Genomic DNA, 17241 nt, shown 5'->3' with positions numbered 1-17241 from the left:
CGATCAAATTCCGTTATATAGAGGATGTTCCATTTTTGAACACCCACTATTAGTAGTAAGGTTTCTACCATCTTACAGCAACTGTCCATAAAAGATCAACAAAAAAATAGAATATATGGAAAGAAATAAGTAGGAAATCAGAAACAGGGCTAAAACTATATTCCGTAAAAAGGAAGAATAAGGTACATATTAGATATCATCTCCTCCTTTATTCTCACTCAACAGTCGCCTTTAATTGATAAACAGTAAACTCAGGTTTGCATAAAAAGCGGTACGGAAGTCTTGTTGTGCCAATTCCTCTACTAACATAGAGTGTCAAAGAAGATGCCGGTAAATTATATCTTCCTTCAACGTATTTCTCTGCGAGTGCAGGGGTATAGACATAACCGAAAAAGGGTATTTGAATTTGTCCTCCATGACTATGCCCTGATAGCTGAATATCTACATCATACGATTTCGTTGTATCAGCAAAGTCTGGCTCATGAACCAAAAATATCGTAAAGTAATTTGGATCTACATTGTTAAGTGTTTTTTTTATATCTGGTTTGCCTAACATGATATCGTCTATTCCTGCCAGATTAATGTATTGGCTTGATTTTTCAATACGGACCGAAGAATTTTGAAGTAGGACAAAACCACCACGGTCCATTGTCTCTTTTACAATTTCTGTACCATAGCCTCCGTGATCATGGTTTCCGTATATCCAATACTTTTTTGGGGCGTCAATTCGTTGCAGTAAATCAATTATTTCTTGATTCCAATCATACTCCTGTGGCTTATCTACTAAATCTCCAGTAAAAATTACGATGTCTGCTTTTTGTTTATTCATTTCTTCAATTAATTCACTAAATTGATCCAAATTATAGTTAAATCCAATGTGCGTATCGCTAAACTGAACAATTTTATAATTGTGAAATGTTTTTGGAATTTTGGATGAAGATATCTGTTCCTTCTGTATTCGAAGCATGGAAGGTTCTATTTCCTTTGCATAATAATAAGTTCCTCCACTCAGTCCAAATAGAGACAATGTACTTGTAAGCGATTTTTTTAAAAATGATCTTCGTTTCATGCAACACTCGAACCTTTCTTAATACTCTAGAATGGGTAACTGCATTATAGCATGTATTGCCTTGGATTTTGGAATAAAATATGTAAAGTAAAATAAAGGGTTTTATCATGTGTGTTCTTAAAAATTCCGTCATTCGTTTCCGTGGTCTGTTTAGGTTATTTGTGGTAAACTATGTATGGGATTAAAAAGCGTAAATGAAAACTCCTTCAATTAAATGAATGTAAATGTTCAAAAAAATTTTTTGGGCATTATCCTAAGGGAGTGTTACTGTGACAAGTGTTCAACATAAACCATTAACTGAAATTGTGGTTGAGGAATTAATGATTTCTTCTGAAAAAGTTGCTCACGTCCAATTGGCTAATCCATTGGAACATGCTTTATTGGTGTTAGTGAAATCTGGTTATTCTGCAGTGCCTGTTTTGGATACATCTTATAAACTAAAGGGAACCATTGGTAAAACGGTCATTTTAAATCATATTCTTGGCATTGAGCGGTTTGAAATGGAACGTTTATCTAAAATCACTGTAAACGACGTAATGCAAAAGGATGTGCCTTGTTTAAAAAAGTCCGATTCTTTTTTGGTAGCTTTAAAAGCCGTTATTGATTACCCGTTTGTATGTGTTGCGGATGAAGAAGGGTATTTTGATGGGATTTTGACAAGGAGAGCAATTCTCAAGCAGTTGAATAAAGACCTTCACGCCAATAAAAGCAAAACCGAATAAAGTGTAGAAAAGTTTAAAGGGCTCTTGTCATATATAAGTCAGGAGCCCTTTAATAATTAAGAAGAGTGATATTTCTTGAATAGACAGAAGTTCTTTTGGTAAAGTAGAGAAAATAGTTTTTTAATACATAGGAGGAAAAGCAGATTGAAAATGATGGATGCAAACGAAATAATTTCTTTTATTTCAAACAGCAAAAAATCAACGCCTGTAAAGGTTTATATTAAAGGGAAACAATTAGAGGATATCTCATTTCCAGAGAGTGTGAAGGATTTTGTAACGGGAAACACAGGTATTCTTTTTGGTGAATGGAAGGATATCCAAAATATACTCGATCAACAAAAGGACAAGGTTGAAGATTATGTGGTTGAAAACGATCGACGAAATTCTGCCATTCCTTTGTTAGACCTTAAAAATATTAATGCTCGAATTGAACCTGGAGCGGTTATTCGTGATCAAGTCGAAATAGGCGATGGCTGTGTCATTATGATGGGAGCAATGATTAATATTGGCTCTGTTGTTGGTAGTGGTACGATGATTGATATGAATGTGACGCTAGGAGGAAGAGCAACCGTTGGAAAGAACTGTCATATCGGTGCTGGCTCCGTATTAGCGGGAGTCATTGAACCACCTTCTGCTAAGCCCGTTGTCATTGAAGATGATGTTGTTATAGGTGCCAATGCTGTTGTACTTGAGGGTGTAACTGTCGGAAAAGGCGCTGTCGTTGCTGCTGGTGCTATCGTTACAAAAGATGTCCCACCGAACACATTAGTAGCAGGTACCCCCGCAAAAATACTGAAAGAAATTGACGACCAAACGAAAGCAAAGACTGAGATCAAGCAAGAACTAAGGAAACTGGATCAGTAGTCATGAACAGGGCAGGAGATTCATTCTCCTGTCTTTTTATCGATGAGAATGAAAGTTTGGGGGGGGAAGAACAAATGGATTATACTACACTACAGGAAACTAGGAGAACTTTACACCAGATACCTGAGCTCGGCTTTCAGGAGATAAAGACACAAGCATATTTACTTCAGAAGGTTGAGAGAATGAAAAAGAGACATGTTGAGGTAAAACAGTGGAGAACAGGTATTTTAGTTAAGGTTTCGGGAAAAAATCCTATTAGAACAATTGGCTTTCGGGCTGATATAGATGGTCTACCTATTCATGAAGCAACAGGACTAGAATTTGAATCCATGCACAAGGGCAACATGCATGCTTGTGGACATGACTTTCACATGACAATTGCACTTGGGGTGTTAGAACGTCTTATTAATCAACCAATCGATGATGATGTTGTATTTATTTTTCAACCAGCCGAGGAAGGCCCAGGAGGTGCATTGCCTTTCCTGCAATCGAGCGAATGGAAACAATGGAACCCAGACGTTATATTTGCGCTTCATATAGCTCCAGAGCTTCCAGTAGGTACGGTATCTTCGAGAGCTGGTTTACTTTTTGCAAATACGAGTGAACTTTTTGTTCATTTTAAGGGAAAAGGCGGTCATGCGGCATACCCCCATTTAACAAAGGACATGGTCGTAACTGCTAGCAGCTTTGTAACACAGCTTCAACAAATCGTTTCTCGAAAAATGGACCCGCTGCAAAGCGCAGTTATTTCAATTGGCAAGATAAGTGGTGGGTTTGTTCAAAATGTCATTGCGGAAGAAGCGCGCATAGAGGGGACAATTCGCACGTTAAAGGCTCCTGTTATAGATGACATTAAACAAAACATAGAACAAATGGCCAAAGGCTTCGAAATTTCCGCTGATTGCTCCATTTCGATTGACTATGGATCGAATTATTATCAAGTATTTAATGATGCAAATCTCGTTAAACGCTTTAAAAGCACGGTAGAAGCAATCGGTGTTCAGTACCAAGAAGCAGGTCCAGCTATGACGGGAGAGGATTTTGGCTATATGTTAAAAGAGATACCAGGATTCATGTTCTGGTTAGGGGTTGATTCAGGGTATGGCCTACATCACGCAAAATTGAATCCGAAGGAAGAAGCGCTCCAGGTTGGGGTTGATGTTGTTGAATCAACTTTAAGAAGGCTTTAAGTGCGTTCAATTCTCTCGTTCCAAGCAAGTGATTCCCTTTTTTGAACAAACTCTTGAATACGAAGTCATAACTTGGAAAAGATAAACGTGTATAAAATTCTGAGGAGGTATTCAATTGGCACGAGTTGGAATTGAAGGATCATTATCTGATATTAAGGCAGCACTTCAAGAAAAAGGGTATGATATCGTTGATCTTCGGCAAGAAGAGGATGCAAAGGGTGTTGATTGTTGTGTCATCTCTGGTCAAGATAAAAATGTAATGGGAATTGCTACAACGAGTACGCAAGGTTCTGTCATTAATGCAGAAGGACTGACCGCTGAAGAAGTAACACAAGAGGTGGAAAGTCGCTTACAATAATACGATAACAGAAGGGAGCAGCTTCCTTCTGTTATTTTTTGAACATCCTCTATAAAAGTTGAATGGGTAATAAATGCATGAATGAATTACTTTGTAATATTGACTTGGTGTGGGTATGGGATTTCAATTCCAGCAGTATCGAGAGCTTCCTTCAGTCTTTTTCTAAGGTCTCTTTCTACTGCCCATTGCTCCATGTTTTCCGTAAAGCCAATAATACGAAGGACAACATCAGAGGAACCCATCTGCTGTACGCCTAGAACATCTGGCCCTTCTTTCATTCGCTCATCAGAAGCAAATTCATCACAGACATTTTGCAAAACTTTCATCGCCTCATCCATATTTTCTTCATAACTAATTCCAATATCTACGAGTGCCCGCATATTGCCGCGGGAGTGATTACTTACACCGGAAATATTTCGATTAGGAATGAAGTTTAATGTGCCATCAAAGCTTCTAATTTTAGTTGTACGTAGCCCAACTTCTTCTACAATTCCTTCAAAGCCACCAGTTGTCACATAGTCATCAACATCAATTTGTTTTTCTAGTAAGAGGAAGAATCCTGTCACAACATCACTCACAAGACCTTGGGCACCAAAACCTATTGCTAGACCGAGAATACCAGCACCAGCTAAAAGCGGTCCTATTTCAATTTCAAATATGCCAAGCAGCATTGCAATAAAAAGGAAGATTAATGTATAAGAGAATGCATTAATTAATAGTTTTTCTAATGTTCTTGTTCTTCCTTTATTAACTTGATGGTGTTTACCTGCTCTTTCTATCGACAACTTAATTACCTTTTTTCCAATAGGTGAAGCAATCATAAATGCTACAATTAACAAGATTATTTTTAATCCATTTGAAACAACAGGCCCCACTATTGCAGTTATATCAAAATCATTAAATAAATCCATATATATTCTCCTTTCTAGGAACTCATTATTTACGATAATATAAAGGATTTTTATGGACAAGTTATATGATTTTCAAGATGGAACACGCACCCCGAAAAGAAAATGATCATACGATAACATGTAAAAAAATCCAAGATGAATGGTACTATTTTTTACTATGTTGGGCATAATAAACAAACGTATTCACTTAATATATAATAATGGAGGAATTACATATGGTAGAACGTATGGTAGCAAAACAAGCTCCACGATTTGAAATGGAGGCTGTACTTCCAAACAAAGAATTTGGCAAGGTGTCTCTGGAGGAGAACATGAAAGAGGATAAATGGACGGTTCTCTTTTTCTATCCAATGGATTTTACGTTTGTTTGCCCAACAGAAATTACAGCCTTATCTGATCGTTTTGATGAGTTTGAAGATCTTGATGCGGAAGTGATTGGTGTTTCCACTGATACAATCCACACACATTTGGCATGGATTAATACGTCGCGGGATAAAAACGGCCTAGGTGATTTACAATATCCTTTAGCTGCAGATACCAATCATAAAATTGCCCGTGATTATGGTGTATTAATTGATGAAGAAGGTGTTGCACTTCGGGGTCTTTTTATTATCAATCCAGAAGGAGAACTCCAATATCAAGTAGTGAATCATAACAATATAGGCCGTGATGTTGATGAGACTCTTCGTGTGTTGCAAGCATTACAAACTGGTGGATTATGTCCAGCAGATTGGAAACCAGGCCAAGCGACGCTATAAGAGGTTGTTCAAAAAGTCACCAAATGTTAAGCGACGTATCTCTTCTACTCGTCTCCTATATATGATGGGTCTGTTTATTTGAAGCGTTTAAAGGAGGAGAAAAATATATGAAGTTGCGTGATGAAATGCCAGAGCTACTAGGTGAATCAGAGTGGCTTAATGGTAGTGAAATAAGGAAAGAAGCTTTGATTGGTAACAAGCCGACATTAATCCACTTTTGGTCTGTAAGCTGTGAGCTGTGTAAAGAGGCAATGCCGAAAGTAAACGAATTTAGAGATGAATATGAGAAGGAACTAAATGTCCTCGCTGTCCATATACCAAGATCTGAAAAGGATTTAGATCTTGACAAGATTAAGGAGATTGCAAAACAGTACGATATTTCACAAACCATTTTCGTTGATAACGACAGGAAGCTAAATGATGCATTTGATAATAAATATGTTCCCTCCTACTATGTTTTTGACGTTGATGGAAAGCTGCGTCACTTTCAAGCAGGTGGTGGAGGAATGAAAATGCTTCGTAAACGTGTGAATCGTGTCCTTGGTAAGACTTAAAATGATAAAACGAACCCCTTGTTACTGAAAACAGGGGGTTTTTGATTTCTCTTTAAAAAAGTCAAGAATTATTACAAAAAAACTTTAAAAAAATTAAGCCAAATAGGTGGAAATTTATTTCGATACCCGATATATTTATTATTACGGTAAAAAATTCATCAGGGGGAGGGAAACGATGGAAACCTTTAAAAAGCTTCAACAGTATTATTGGCCGTTTAGGAGGTATTTCCTATTATCAATAGTGTTTGTTTTGATGGTTACTGGGATTACAGTGGTCTATCCGATCGTTCTGCAAATTACGATTGATGATGTTGTACTTGGAGAGCAGTACAACTTAATTCCGTACCTATCGATTGGTTTCATACTCTTAATGATGGTAAAAGGAATCGCAAATTTTCTGCAACAATATCTCGGGGATCTTTTTGGAGTGAAGTCGGTTTATACATTGAGGGATGGTTTATATAAAAAACTCCAACGTCTTTCTTTTACGTATTACGATAATGCTAGAACAGGAGATTTAATGTCTAGGCTAACAATGGATGTGGAGGGATTTAAATTCTTTTTAGCCGCTGGTATGAAAGAATTGATTCGCCTCGTCCTTCTTATTGTTGTCAGTATTAGTGTCATGTTTTATTACTCTGTTACGCTTACATTGACAACGATGGCTGCTATGCCATTTTTAGCGATTGTAGTTTACAAGTTTGACCGACGTGTGCATCCCGCATTTCGGAATATTCGAAAGTCACTCGGTCGCTTAAATACTAGAATACAAGAAAATGTAAGTGGGATGAATACGGTAAAATCCTTGTCAAAAGAGGATTTTGAAATTGGCCGATTTACTTCAAGTAACGAAGATTATCGTGGAAAATATATTCACACCTCTAACATATGGTCTCGATATTTTCCGTTGATGGAATTCATTGGAAACGTATGTATGGTCGTCCTGATCGCATATGGAGGATTCCTTGTTGTTGATGAACAGTTAGGCATAGGGGAACTTGTGGCATTCTTTAGTTTGATTAGCTACATTTTATGGCCATTAATCAATCTTGGATTTGTTATAAATATGTTCTCACAAGCGAAGGCATCTGGTGAGCGCTTACTAGAAATTTTAGAAGCAAAAGAAGATATTGTTGAAAAAGAAAACACATTAGACAAAAAATCGATCAATGGGCATGTTACGTTTAACGATGTTACGTTGACCTATATTGAAGATGATGATGCAGCACTCAAAAATATTTCATTTGATGCACCTCCTGGAAAAACTATAGGACTTGTTGGGGCAACAGGATCTGGGAAAACAAGTATTACCCAGCTGATCACCCGTTTCTATGAACCTGAAGCAGGGGAAGTATTGGTAGATGGTAAAAAAGTGGACTCATATGACTTAAAAGAATTAAGGCGAAATATAGGGTTTGTACTTCAAGAGTCCTTTTTATTCTCAACTACCATTAAAGAGAATATCGCATATGGAAACCCAAGTGCATCAATGGAAGAAATTGTGGATGCAGCGAAGCGAGCACAGGCTCATGAATTCATCATGGAAATGCCAAAAGGCTACGACACGATGCTTGGTGAAAGAGGTATGGGGTTATCTGGAGGACAAAAGCAGCGGATCGCAATTGCTCGAGCCATTCTAATTAATCCAAGCATCTTAGTCCTAGATGATGCGACGTCAGCAGTTGATATGGAAACCGAATTTAACATCCAAAAAGCGTTAAAAGAAGTAATGGAAGATCGAACAACCTTCATTATTGCCCACCGTATTTCTTCTTTAAAGCATGCAGACGAAATTTTAGTTTTAGAAAATGGGAGAATTGTTGAACGCGGAACACATGAAGAGCTTTTAACAAATAATGGACCCTATCAGCGCATTTACGATATACAGTATCAAGACAAACAGGCAATAATGGATGCTGTTAACTAGGGGGGGATTAAAGTTGTCAAAACGTACGAAAGATCAACTGAAAAAAAAGAGCCATCATTTAAAACGGTTTTATTATCCGTTAGATCAAGCAGTAGAAAAGCCATTTAATTGGAATCAGATGCTTAGATTATTAAGTTATGTAAAACCTTATAGTAAGACATTGTTGCCTGGATCCATCATTGCTATGTTGATTTCTACACTTGTTCGACTGGCTGTGCCGATCCTTATTGGTAAGGTAGCAATAGATATGGCAATTGCCAACAATGATATGAGTTTTCTTATGTATCTCGTGATTGGAATTGGTGTACTTTATCTGATCAGTTATGTAGCGAATGTATTTCGAATTAAATGGGTGAACGTGTTAGGGCAAAATGTTATTTACGATTTGCGACGGCAGTTATTTTCGCACATTCAACGTTTATCCCATAATTTCTTTGACAAAAGGTCGGCAGGATCTATTTTAGTTCGTATCTTAAATGATGTTAATTCCCTACAGGAATTGTTTACGAATGGAATAATCAACCTCTTAATGGATTTATTTATGTTAGTTGGAATTTTCGTCACCTTGTTTGTACTTAGTCCAAAGCTAGCACTTGCCGTAATGGTCATTTTACCAATTATGTTCTATATTTCTACTAAATTAAGAAGAAATATCCGTCGATCTTGGCAGGATGTGCGAATTCAAAAATCCCGGCTGAACTCTCATTTGAATGAAAGTATTCAAGGGATTCGAATTACACAATCCTTTTCACAAGAAACAGAAAACACGGAGTTCTTTGATGGTGTAAACACGGACAATTTTGAAACGGAGCGAATTGCTACAAAGAAAAGTGCTTACTTTGGCCCATTTGTAGAAATGAGTAATGCAATAGGGACCGTTATTCTCATTTCCTATGGATCCCGATTACTACTTCTTGGTGAAGCCAATGGTGGAATAGAGATCGGTACGTTCGTTTCTTTTGCTTTCTTTTTAGGAATGTTCTGGGAACCTATTTCAAGATTAGGACAAATTTACAATCAGCTACTTGTAGCGATGGCATCTTCGGAACGGATATTTGAATTTTTAGATGAACGACCAAATGTCGCTGAAAAAGAAAATGCAAAAGAATTCTCAAATATGAGAGGACATGTTGAATTAGATCATGTTCAGTTCTCTTATGATGATGATCGTATTGCACTTCATGAAATTTCACTTGAGATGAAACCAGGTCAGACAGTGGCGCTTGTTGGACATACAGGTTCAGGGAAATCAACAATAGCAAACTTAATTAGTCGATTCTATGACCCAACGAAAGGGTCTGTAAAAATTGACGGCCAAGATGTTAAGGACATGAAAATTGATAGCTTGAGAAACAATATTAGTGTTGTTCTACAAGACACGTTTATTTTTTCGGGAACAATAATGGAAAATATTCGATTTGGCCGCCCTAGTGCTACCGATGAAGAAGTAATCGAAGCAGCCAAGGTCGTAGGGGCTGACGATTTCATTCAACGTTTAGCGGAGGATTATCAAACAGAAGTAGAAGAAAGAGGAAACATACTGTCTGCTGGTGAAAGACAATTATTGTCGTTTGCTAGAGCATTGTTGGCTGATCCGAGAATTATTATACTGGATGAAGCAACTGCAAGCATTGATACGGAAACAGAAGTAAAAATTCAAAAAGCATTAAAGAGGCTCTTAAAAGGTCGCACTTCCATTATGATTGCACACCGTCTTTCAACGATAAGGGAAGCGGACAAAATTATCGTCTTGGAAAATGGAACAATATTGGAACAAGGTAACCATCAGGAGTTAATGGACCGAAAAGGGGAATACTTTGATTTAGTAAAATCCCAATTCCAAATGTTAGATGCAATATAACGTATGTATGTAATGCTCTTGCCATTTATGGTGAGGGTTTTCTTTTTGACTATGTGTTGCTGGTGGCAATGAAGTATATAAAGCAAATCCAAGCGAGATGTTCATACTTTATTGTCAATTTGGAAAACATAAAAATGAGCAGGAACTGTTCAAATTATTGGTTAGAAAGGGGATTCGAATGAGCCGTACTAGAAACCAACAGACGAGAAGCAAAAATAATGGGACAGATAAACAGGAGATCACGCCAGACGGTCGTGATATTGAATTTTCACAGGAGCTCGCAGATCATGAAGATTTAGAAGCGCAGGAAAGGGCTAAAGCAGCTGATCGACGAGTAAAAGGTAAATAAGCAATAAACATTTAATATAATGGCGGACGTCGGTAAAGAGGCGTCTGCCTATTTTAATGAAAATAAAGTTTGTGAATAATGTCACAAAAGTGTCAGCTTTATTTTAATTATACGGAACATGTAGGGTTTATACTAAAAGTAACTGTTTAGCATAAAATAATTAGGGTTATAAAAAGAAGAAGAAGCTTTTTTCACATTAAAGAGGTTGTTCAATTTAAAAGAACGGAGGGATAGATATGCCTGAATTGGATTCTGTGGTATTGAGTCGTATGTTAACGTCTTTAACACTTGTGTTTCATATCATCTTCGCTACCATCGGGGTAGGGGTACCACTCATGGTTTCTATCGCAGAGTATATAGGTATTAAGAAAAAGGATTCGCACTACATTCTTTTAGCACGCAGGTGGACGCGCGGATTTGTTATTACCGTAGCTATTGGGGTCGTAACAGGTACTGCTATTGGGTTACAGCTGTCTTTATTATGGCCAAGCTTTATGCAGATTGCTGGTAATGTGATAAGCTTGCCACTTTTTTTAGAGACATTTGCGTTTTTCTTTGAAGCAATTTTTTTAGGTGCTTATCTTTATACGTGGGATCGATTTAAAAAACCAATTTACCATTGGCTATTGTCCATCCCAGTCGTCATTGGTTCTGGTATGTCTGCGGTTTTTATTACGACTGTGAATGCTTTTATGAACGCACCTCAAGGCTTTACACTTGAGGGGAGAACGATAACAACGATAGATCCTATTGCAGCTATGCTAAATCCAGCAACACCAACAAAGGTTGCACATGTGTTAACATCTTCTTACTTTACGTCTGCAGCCATTTTAGCAGCAATTGCTGCCTATAGTATCTTACGTAAGAAATCAAATGTATATCATCGTAAGGCGTTAAAATTAACAGTTACGTTAACACTTATGTTTGGTATCTTGACAGCAGTTGCTGGTGACTTTTCGGCTAAGTATTTGGCTGAGAACCAGCCAGAAAAATTAGCTGCTGCTGAATGGTTGTTTGAAACAGAAGAGGGTGCAGATTTAATAATGTTTGGAAGGCTGAATGAAAGCAATGAAATTGTAGGTGGAATAAGATTCCCTAAATTGCTCAGCTTTTTAGCTAATGGTGACTTTAACAGTGAAGTTACTGGCCTAGATCAATTCCCAGAATCCCTAACCCCTCCTTTATGGATACACTATATGTTTGACTTTATGATAACGATAGGAATGTATGGTATTGGAGTTTCACTCTTGTATATCCTGTTCATGAGGCTAAAAAAATGGAATGAATTGAATAAGCCGTTACTTTGGTTACTTGTTGCAAATGGTCCCTTAGCAATGCTGGGAATAGAATTCGGTTGGATTTATGCAGAGGTTGGACGGCAACCATGGATATTAAAAGGCTATATGAAGGTTGCGGAAGGTGCAACAACCTCACCAAACGTAGGCCTGATGTTCCTACTCTTTTTAGCGCTGTATACTGCGCTTGGGGTAACTTGTGTTGTTGTTCTTCGGAAAATGTTTCGAAATAATCCAGTGGAACTAGAACTAGAACACCGATATCCAAATGTGACAAAAAAGGATGATTCAAAATGGACTACGTAATGATTGGAATTACCGCATTATGGTTATTTCTTTACGGATATTTAATTGTAGCTTCTATTGATTTCGGGGCCGGCTTTTTTGCTTACTATGCCAAGCGGACAAAGAAAGATCATGTAATCAACAAACTAATTTCTCGTTACTTATCACCTGTTTGGGAAGTGACCAACGTTTTTTTCGTTTTTTTCTTTGTCGGTTTGGTCGGTTTTTTTCCCGATACTGCTTATTACTTTGGACAAACCTTACTCGTACCTGGGAGTATTGCCATTGTACTATTGGCAATTAGAGGTTCGTTTTATGCATTTGAGAACTATGGTTCGAAGGAAAATCCGGTTTATTTGTTTTTATATGGTGCAACGGGTCTGCTTATTCCTGCATCCTTATCTACTGCGCTGACGATCTCAGAGGGTGGTTTTATTCAGGAAACAGAAAACGGTGTAATCCTAATGACAAAGAAGCTATTAACAAGTCCATATTCATGGAGTGTTGTATTTTTAGCAATTGTTTCGGTATTATTTATTAGTGCAACCTTTTTAACATTTTATGCCAATCGAGCGAATGATAAACAAGCTCTAGCATTGGTTCGCAACTACGCGTTATTTTGGAGTGTTCCAACGATTATTGCTAGTCTTACAACCTTTATCGCTTTAAGCCAACATAACCCAAGGCACTATATGAATTTAATTGATTTATGGTGGGTGTTTGGACTGTCCATTGGCTTCTTTTCATTGGCAATCTGGCTTATTTTTCAAGGTAAGCTTTATGGAATCGCTTTTCTATGTGTTATGTTTCAATTTTTCTTCGCGTTTTTCGGCTATGGGGCTGGGCATTTACCATATTTACTTGAGCCATATATCACCATTTATGATGGTGCTACCCATGAATCAATGGGTTATGCATTAGTAATTGCCTTTATTTTAGGGTTATTCCTTTTGATTCCGTCATTACTGTTGCTCATGAAAATGTTTTTGTTTGACGCAGATTATGTAAAAGGAAAAAAATAAGTTGACTCCCTTCTTGTTTAAAAATGTGATAGACTGCTTATGGAAGGCGATAAGGATGGAGGATGAGTAATGAAAAGAGAATTTGCTGTTATCGGACTAGGCCGCTTTGGTGGTAGTATTTGCAGGGAGCTAAGCAATGAAGGGATGGAGGTTCTTGCCATCGACATAGAAGAAGAAAAAGTTTCTGAATTTAAAAATATTGCTTCCCACGCTGTCATAGCAGATACTACAGATGAAAAAGTGTTAATAGAACTAGGAATCCGGAATATTGATCATGTAATTGTTGCAATTGGGGACAATATTCAGGCTAGCATTCTTACTACTTTAATGTTAAAAGAATTGGGTATAAATAAAATAACAGTAAAGGCACAAAATGATTATCATGAGAAAGTGCTAAATAAAATTGGAGCAGATCAAGTAGTTCATCCTGAGCGCGATATGGGGAAACGAATTGCTCATAGTATTATTTCGAATAATATATTAGACCATTTAGAATTATCGGATGATCACAGCATTGTCGAGGTAAAAGCAGGAAAAAAAATGAGTGGCAAGACACTGGTTGAACTTGATATTCGCGCGAAGTATGGATGCAACGTAGTAGCTATTAAACAAGAAAAGGAAATAAATGTATCTCCTATGGCTACAGAGCTTATACACGAAAATGACATATTGATTGTCATTGGTGCAGATAAGGATATTTCACGTTTTGAAAAACATCTAGTTGTGGACGATGAAGATTAAAAATCTTGAAAACCTCTTAAGTGTGTATTCATACTTGTTAAGAGGTCGTGATTTAACGATAAGAAAAACCCTTTGCTATTTAGCAAAGGGTTTTTCTTATCGTTAAATCTCCATGATAATCGGTAATATCATTGGCTTTCTCTTCGTTTTTTCATATAAAAATGGAGCGATCGTATCTGTGATTTCATTTTTTATTTCTGACCATTGTGTCGTTCTTCTTTCCATTACTTTATCGAGGTGTGAGGATACAATTTTTTGTGCTTCATTAATTAAATCCTCTGACTCCCTCATATATACGAATCCTCGTGATATGATGTCTGGGCCAGAAGCGATTTTAAATTCTTTCATGTTAATGCTAACGACTACAATAACTAATCCCTCTTCTGAAAGAATTCTACGATCTCTTAATACAATGTTTCCAATATCGCCAATTCCACTTCCGTCAACATAAATTGAGCCAGAAGGGATTTTTCCAGCGATCATCGCACTATCTTTTCCTAGTGCTAAAACGTCACCAATATCCATCACAAAACAGTTGCCAGGATCAATATCAGTTGCTTGAGCTAACTTTGTATGTTCTTTTAGCATTCGGTATTCACCATGGATAGGCATGAAATACTTTGGCTTCATTAATCGAAGCATCATTTTTTGCTCTTCCTGACTTCCATGTCCAGATGTATGGATATCATTTAGCGGTCCATGAATAACTTCTGCACCTGCGCGGTACAACATATTAATGGTACGACTTACACTTACATTATTGCCTGGGATTGGAGAGGATGAAAATACAACGGTATCTCCTGGAATAATTTGAATTTGGCGATGAGTACCATTAGCCACTCTAGATAAGGCAGCCATCGGTTCTCCTTGTGACCCAGTACACAATATCGTTACCTCATGTGCAGGTAGACGATTTATTTGCTGGGCATCGATAAAAGTATCTTTAGGCGCACGGATATATCCCAAATCTTGTCCGATTTTAATATTTGCTTCCATGCTTCTTCCAAAAACGGCTACTTTACGATTGTGTTTCACGGATGCTTCTACTACCTGTTGAAGTCGATGAATATTAGAAGCGAAGGTTGCAAAAATCAGTCTACCGTTCACTCTCCCAAATATATCGTCAATACTTTTCGCAACGACTCGTTCGGATTTGGTAAAACCTGGGACTTCGCTGTTGGTACTATCTGACAATAAACAAAGGACACCTTCATTACCAATTTCGGCCATTTTGGCAAGATTTGCAGGTTCGCCAACAGGTGTAAAATCGAACTTGAAGTCACCTGTTTGCACAATATTACCTGGTGGTGTTTTAACTACGATCCCGAAAGAATCGGGAATGCTATGTGTTGTACGGAAAAAGGTTACTGACGTTTTACGGAATTTAATGATATCGTCTTCTTGAATGGTGTGAATCGTTGCATTCCGTAAAAGGCCATGTTCATCTAATTTGTTTTTTAGAATTCCGATCGCGAGTTTTCCAGCGTATATAGGGATGTTAATTTCCCTTAATAGATAAGGGATGCCGCCAATATGATCTTCGTGACCATGCGTTACAAACAATCCCTTTATTTTATCTTGATTTTGCACAAGGTAGGTGTAATCTGGAATTACATAGTCAATTCCGAGTAGTTCATCTTCAGGAAATTTAATCCCAGCATCGATGAGAATAATTTCGTCTTGGAACTGTACTCCATATGTGTTTTTCCCAATTTCACCTAAGCCACCTAATGCAAAGACAGCAGCTTGGTCATTTTTAACAAATTTCATTACGAGGCATTCTCCACTTTAAAATTTGGAGAATTTTTTTCGTAAGCAAGATGCGCATCGTCTAACTGCTGGATAAATTCAATATTAATACTACGATCGGAGAGTTTTTGGCGTACTTCACGTTGAGATTGAGCTTCAAAATACAAGCTTTTTGTACGTTCGCGAACAGGAATTTCATTTGGAAGTTCCTGATACATTACTTTAAAAATCATGTTTAAACCTCTCCTAACTTTGGTGTTCTTTTCTCTTTTTTGTACATCATAGCTAATAGTTTTTTGTTTATTTTGTCAGAAAGTACCTAATATTAGTCAACAGGAAACCTATTAAAAATCGTTATCGTACGTAGTAGGAACACGCTTTTGGCCAATAAAATCCTTCCAGCGTTTTTTTAGCTTCTCCTTTAAACGTTTTAACATTATTTCTTTCAGCCCCTTTCCTTATACCAAAGAAAAGCAACAAAAAAACGAATACCGATCCAATCCCTCTAATGTATAGTATAATATGGTTTCGTTCAGATTGAAATAGAAACAGTGCAAACAAATCAAATTTCTTTTCTTAATGCGTGTTCAAAAGTCGCCGAATTAGAATCAAGCAGATGCACAGCTTATCATTTGGTGACTTTTTGAATATCCTCTTTAAGGATATTTTTTGCATATTGCATTTTCTTATACGTCGGACATTGAATAATGGTATAACTAATAGTATGTTGATCAGATAAGTTTTGAACGAAGGCTTTGCCAAATACAGTAATAATGGGGGATATACGTGAACAATAAAATTGTATTCTTTGATATAGATGGTACGTTGGTGGATCACAATAAGGATATTCCAAGAGAAACAGTTAGAGCAATTGAACTTCTTAAAGAATGTGGTATATATGTTGCAATTGCAACTGGGCGAGCGCCGTTTATGTTTGAGGATATACGCAAAAAATTAGCTATTGAATCATTTGTCAGTTTTAATGGACAATACGTTGTTTTTGAAGGTGAAACAGTTTATGAGCATCCGATTACTAAAACGAATCTCGTAACACTCTATAAACAGGCAACAAGTGGCGGCCACCCGATGGTATTTATGACAAATAATGATATGAAAGCTTCGATTGAAGGTCATCCTGATATTAAAAATAGCTTAGCATCTTTAAAATTCCATTATCCAGAAGTAGACCCAGACTTTCTTCATAAAACGACTATTTATCAGGCACTACTTTTCTGCAAAGATAAAGAAGAAGCTTCATATGTGAATGCTAGTGAACAGTTACGATTCATTCGGTGGCATGATTATTCTTGCGATGTCTTACCAAATGGTGGTTCAAAGGCAGTTGGTGTAGAAAAATTAATAGAGGCTAGTGGTTTGAAAGTGGAAGATTCATATGCATTTGGGGATGGGCTTAACGATTTGGAAATGATCAAACATGTTGGTACGGGTATTGCAATGGGCAATGCGATAGAAGAATTGAAGCAGATAGCCGATTATGTAACAGATGATGTAGACAATGGAGGTATCGTAAAAGGATTACGCCATTTGGGATTATTAACAAAGTAAGGAAGGCACCAGCAACAAAC

General features: G+C 37.2%; 17 protein-coding genes. 13 read left to right on the top strand and 4 right to left on the bottom strand.

The window, feature by feature from the left end:
* Nucleotides 1-214 precede the first annotated feature (214 nt).
* Nucleotides 215-1069, bottom strand: coding sequence for a metallophosphoesterase (locus NC797_RS04505; RefSeq protein WP_272435521.1), 855 nt, complete (start codon nt 1067-1069; stop codon nt 215-217).
* Nucleotides 1070-1338: 269 nt separating this feature from the next.
* Between NC797_RS04505 and cbpB the strand changes: the two genes are divergently transcribed.
* The 4 genes from cbpB (at nt 1339) to NC797_RS04485 (ending at nt 4203) form a co-directional block, all read left to right on the top strand.
* Nucleotides 1339-1791 carry a cyclic-di-AMP-binding protein CbpB gene (gene cbpB, locus NC797_RS04500; protein ID WP_272435520.1) on the top strand — a complete coding sequence of 151 codons (453 nt, stop codon included), beginning with the start codon at nt 1339-1341 and terminating at the stop codon, nt 1789-1791.
* A gap of 144 nt (nt 1792-1935) precedes the next feature.
* Nucleotides 1936-2655 (top strand): 2,3,4,5-tetrahydropyridine-2,6-dicarboxylate N-acetyltransferase, encoded by a 720-nt coding sequence (gene dapD, locus NC797_RS04495; protein WP_272435518.1) that lies wholly within the window; start codon nt 1936-1938, stop codon nt 2653-2655.
* A 74-nt stretch (nt 2656-2729) separates the two neighbouring features.
* Nucleotides 2730-3845, top strand: coding sequence for an N-acetyldiaminopimelate deacetylase (locus NC797_RS04490; RefSeq protein WP_272435516.1), 1116 nt, complete (start codon nt 2730-2732; stop codon nt 3843-3845).
* A 115-nt stretch (nt 3846-3960) separates the two neighbouring features.
* Nucleotides 3961-4203 carry a YkuS family protein gene (locus NC797_RS04485; RefSeq protein WP_272435515.1) on the top strand — a complete coding sequence of 81 codons (243 nt, stop codon included), beginning with the start codon at nt 3961-3963 and terminating at the stop codon, nt 4201-4203.
* A gap of 86 nt (nt 4204-4289) precedes the next feature.
* On the opposite strand, the gene NC797_RS04480 is transcribed toward NC797_RS04485, so the two are convergent.
* Nucleotides 4290-5114, bottom strand: coding sequence for a mechanosensitive ion channel family protein (locus NC797_RS04480; RefSeq protein WP_272435514.1), 825 nt, complete (start codon nt 5112-5114; stop codon nt 4290-4292).
* 215 nt (nt 5115-5329) lie between these two features.
* Between NC797_RS04480 and NC797_RS04475 the strand changes: the two genes are divergently transcribed.
* The 8 genes from NC797_RS04475 to NC797_RS04440 all read left to right on the top strand — a co-directional run bounded on the left by NC797_RS04475 (nt 5330) and on the right by NC797_RS04440 (nt 13906).
* Nucleotides 5330-5872, top strand: a complete 543-nt coding sequence (locus NC797_RS04475) for a peroxiredoxin (protein ID WP_272435513.1) — start codon at nt 5330-5332, stop codon at nt 5870-5872.
* A 107-nt stretch (nt 5873-5979) separates the two neighbouring features.
* Nucleotides 5980-6426: a TlpA family protein disulfide reductase gene (locus NC797_RS04470; protein WP_272435512.1), complete on the top strand. Its 447-nt coding sequence runs from the start codon at nt 5980-5982 to the stop codon at nt 6424-6426.
* Nucleotides 6427-6601: 175 nt separating this feature from the next.
* Nucleotides 6602-8353 (top strand): ABC transporter ATP-binding protein, encoded by a 1752-nt coding sequence (locus NC797_RS04465; protein ID WP_272435511.1) that lies wholly within the window; start codon nt 6602-6604, stop codon nt 8351-8353.
* Nucleotides 8354-8366: 13 nt separating this feature from the next.
* Nucleotides 8367-10214: an ABC transporter ATP-binding protein gene (locus NC797_RS04460; protein ID WP_272435509.1), complete on the top strand. Its 1848-nt coding sequence runs from the start codon at nt 8367-8369 to the stop codon at nt 10212-10214.
* Nucleotides 10215-10392: 178 nt separating this feature from the next.
* On the top strand, nt 10393-10563 hold the full coding sequence (locus NC797_RS04455; protein ID WP_272435508.1) for a YfhD family protein: 171 nt from the start codon (nt 10393-10395) through the stop codon (nt 10561-10563).
* 236 nt (nt 10564-10799) lie between these two features.
* On the top strand, nt 10800-12164 hold the full coding sequence (locus NC797_RS04450; RefSeq protein WP_272435507.1) for a cytochrome ubiquinol oxidase subunit I: 1365 nt from the start codon (nt 10800-10802) through the stop codon (nt 12162-12164).
* Entirely contained in the window at nt 12152-13165 is a 1014-nt protein-coding gene (locus tag NC797_RS04445; RefSeq protein WP_272435506.1) for a cytochrome d ubiquinol oxidase subunit II, read from the top strand. The genes NC797_RS04450 and NC797_RS04445 overlap by 13 nt, the downstream gene beginning before the upstream one ends.
* Before the next feature lie 69 nt (nt 13166-13234).
* Nucleotides 13235-13906: a potassium channel family protein gene (locus tag NC797_RS04440; protein ID WP_272435505.1), complete on the top strand. Its 672-nt coding sequence runs from the start codon at nt 13235-13237 to the stop codon at nt 13904-13906.
* Nucleotides 13907-14008: 102 nt separating this feature from the next.
* Here the strand turns inward: NC797_RS04440 and rnjA are convergent, their stop codons facing one another.
* Nucleotides 14009-15676, bottom strand: coding sequence for a ribonuclease J1 (gene rnjA / locus NC797_RS04435; protein WP_272435504.1), 1668 nt, complete (start codon nt 15674-15676; stop codon nt 14009-14011).
* Nucleotides 15676-15888 carry a DNA-dependent RNA polymerase subunit epsilon gene (locus NC797_RS04430; protein WP_272435503.1) on the bottom strand — a complete coding sequence of 71 codons (213 nt, stop codon included), beginning with the start codon at nt 15886-15888 and terminating at the stop codon, nt 15676-15678. Before NC797_RS04430 ends, rnjA begins: the two co-directional genes overlap by 1 nt.
* Before the next feature lie 547 nt (nt 15889-16435).
* Here NC797_RS04430 and NC797_RS04425 point away from each other — a divergent pair.
* Complete coding sequence (locus NC797_RS04425) at nt 16436-17221, top strand: Cof-type HAD-IIB family hydrolase (RefSeq protein ID WP_272435613.1); 786 nt, start codon at nt 16436-16438, stop codon at nt 17219-17221.
* Nucleotides 17222-17241 lie beyond the last annotated feature (20 nt).

Origin of the sequence: Terrihalobacillus insolitus (genome assembly GCF_028416575.1) — a bacterium.
In the GTDB taxonomy this organism is placed as follows: Bacteria; Bacillota; Bacilli; order Bacillales; family Amphibacillaceae; genus Terrihalobacillus; species Terrihalobacillus insolitus.
The sequence above is the reverse complement of the archived record's forward strand: the minus strand, read 5'-3'. Positions and strand labels throughout refer to the sequence as shown.

Coding starts and splice junctions, on each gene's coding strand:
- NC797_RS04475 (WP_272435513.1), top strand. CDS start 5,330: ATGGTAGAACGTATGGTAGCAAAACAAGCTCCACGATTTGAAATGGAG.
- NC797_RS04470 (WP_272435512.1), top strand. CDS start 5,980: ATGAAGTTGCGTGATGAAATGCCAGAGCTACTAGGTGAATCAGAGTGG.
- NC797_RS04430 (WP_272435503.1), bottom strand. CDS start 15,888: ATGATTTTTAAAGTAATGTATCAGGAACTTCCAAATGAAATTCCTGTT.
- NC797_RS04450 (WP_272435507.1), top strand. CDS start 10,800: ATGCCTGAATTGGATTCTGTGGTATTGAGTCGTATGTTAACGTCTTTA.
- NC797_RS04480 (WP_272435514.1), bottom strand. CDS start 5,114: ATGGATTTATTTAATGATTTTGATATAACTGCAATAGTGGGGCCTGTT.
- NC797_RS04490 (WP_272435516.1), top strand. CDS start 2,730: ATGGATTATACTACACTACAGGAAACTAGGAGAACTTTACACCAGATA.
- rnjA (WP_272435504.1), bottom strand. CDS start 15,676: ATGAAATTTGTTAAAAATGACCAAGCTGCTGTCTTTGCATTAGGTGGC.
- NC797_RS04465 (WP_272435511.1), top strand. CDS start 6,602: ATGGAAACCTTTAAAAAGCTTCAACAGTATTATTGGCCGTTTAGGAGG.
- NC797_RS04455 (WP_272435508.1), top strand. CDS start 10,393: ATGAGCCGTACTAGAAACCAACAGACGAGAAGCAAAAATAATGGGACA.
- NC797_RS04445 (WP_272435506.1), top strand. CDS start 12,152: ATGGACTACGTAATGATTGGAATTACCGCATTATGGTTATTTCTTTAC.
- NC797_RS04505 (WP_272435521.1), bottom strand. CDS start 1,069: ATGAAACGAAGATCATTTTTAAAAAAATCGCTTACAAGTACATTGTCT.
- NC797_RS04440 (WP_272435505.1), top strand. CDS start 13,235: ATGAAAAGAGAATTTGCTGTTATCGGACTAGGCCGCTTTGGTGGTAGT.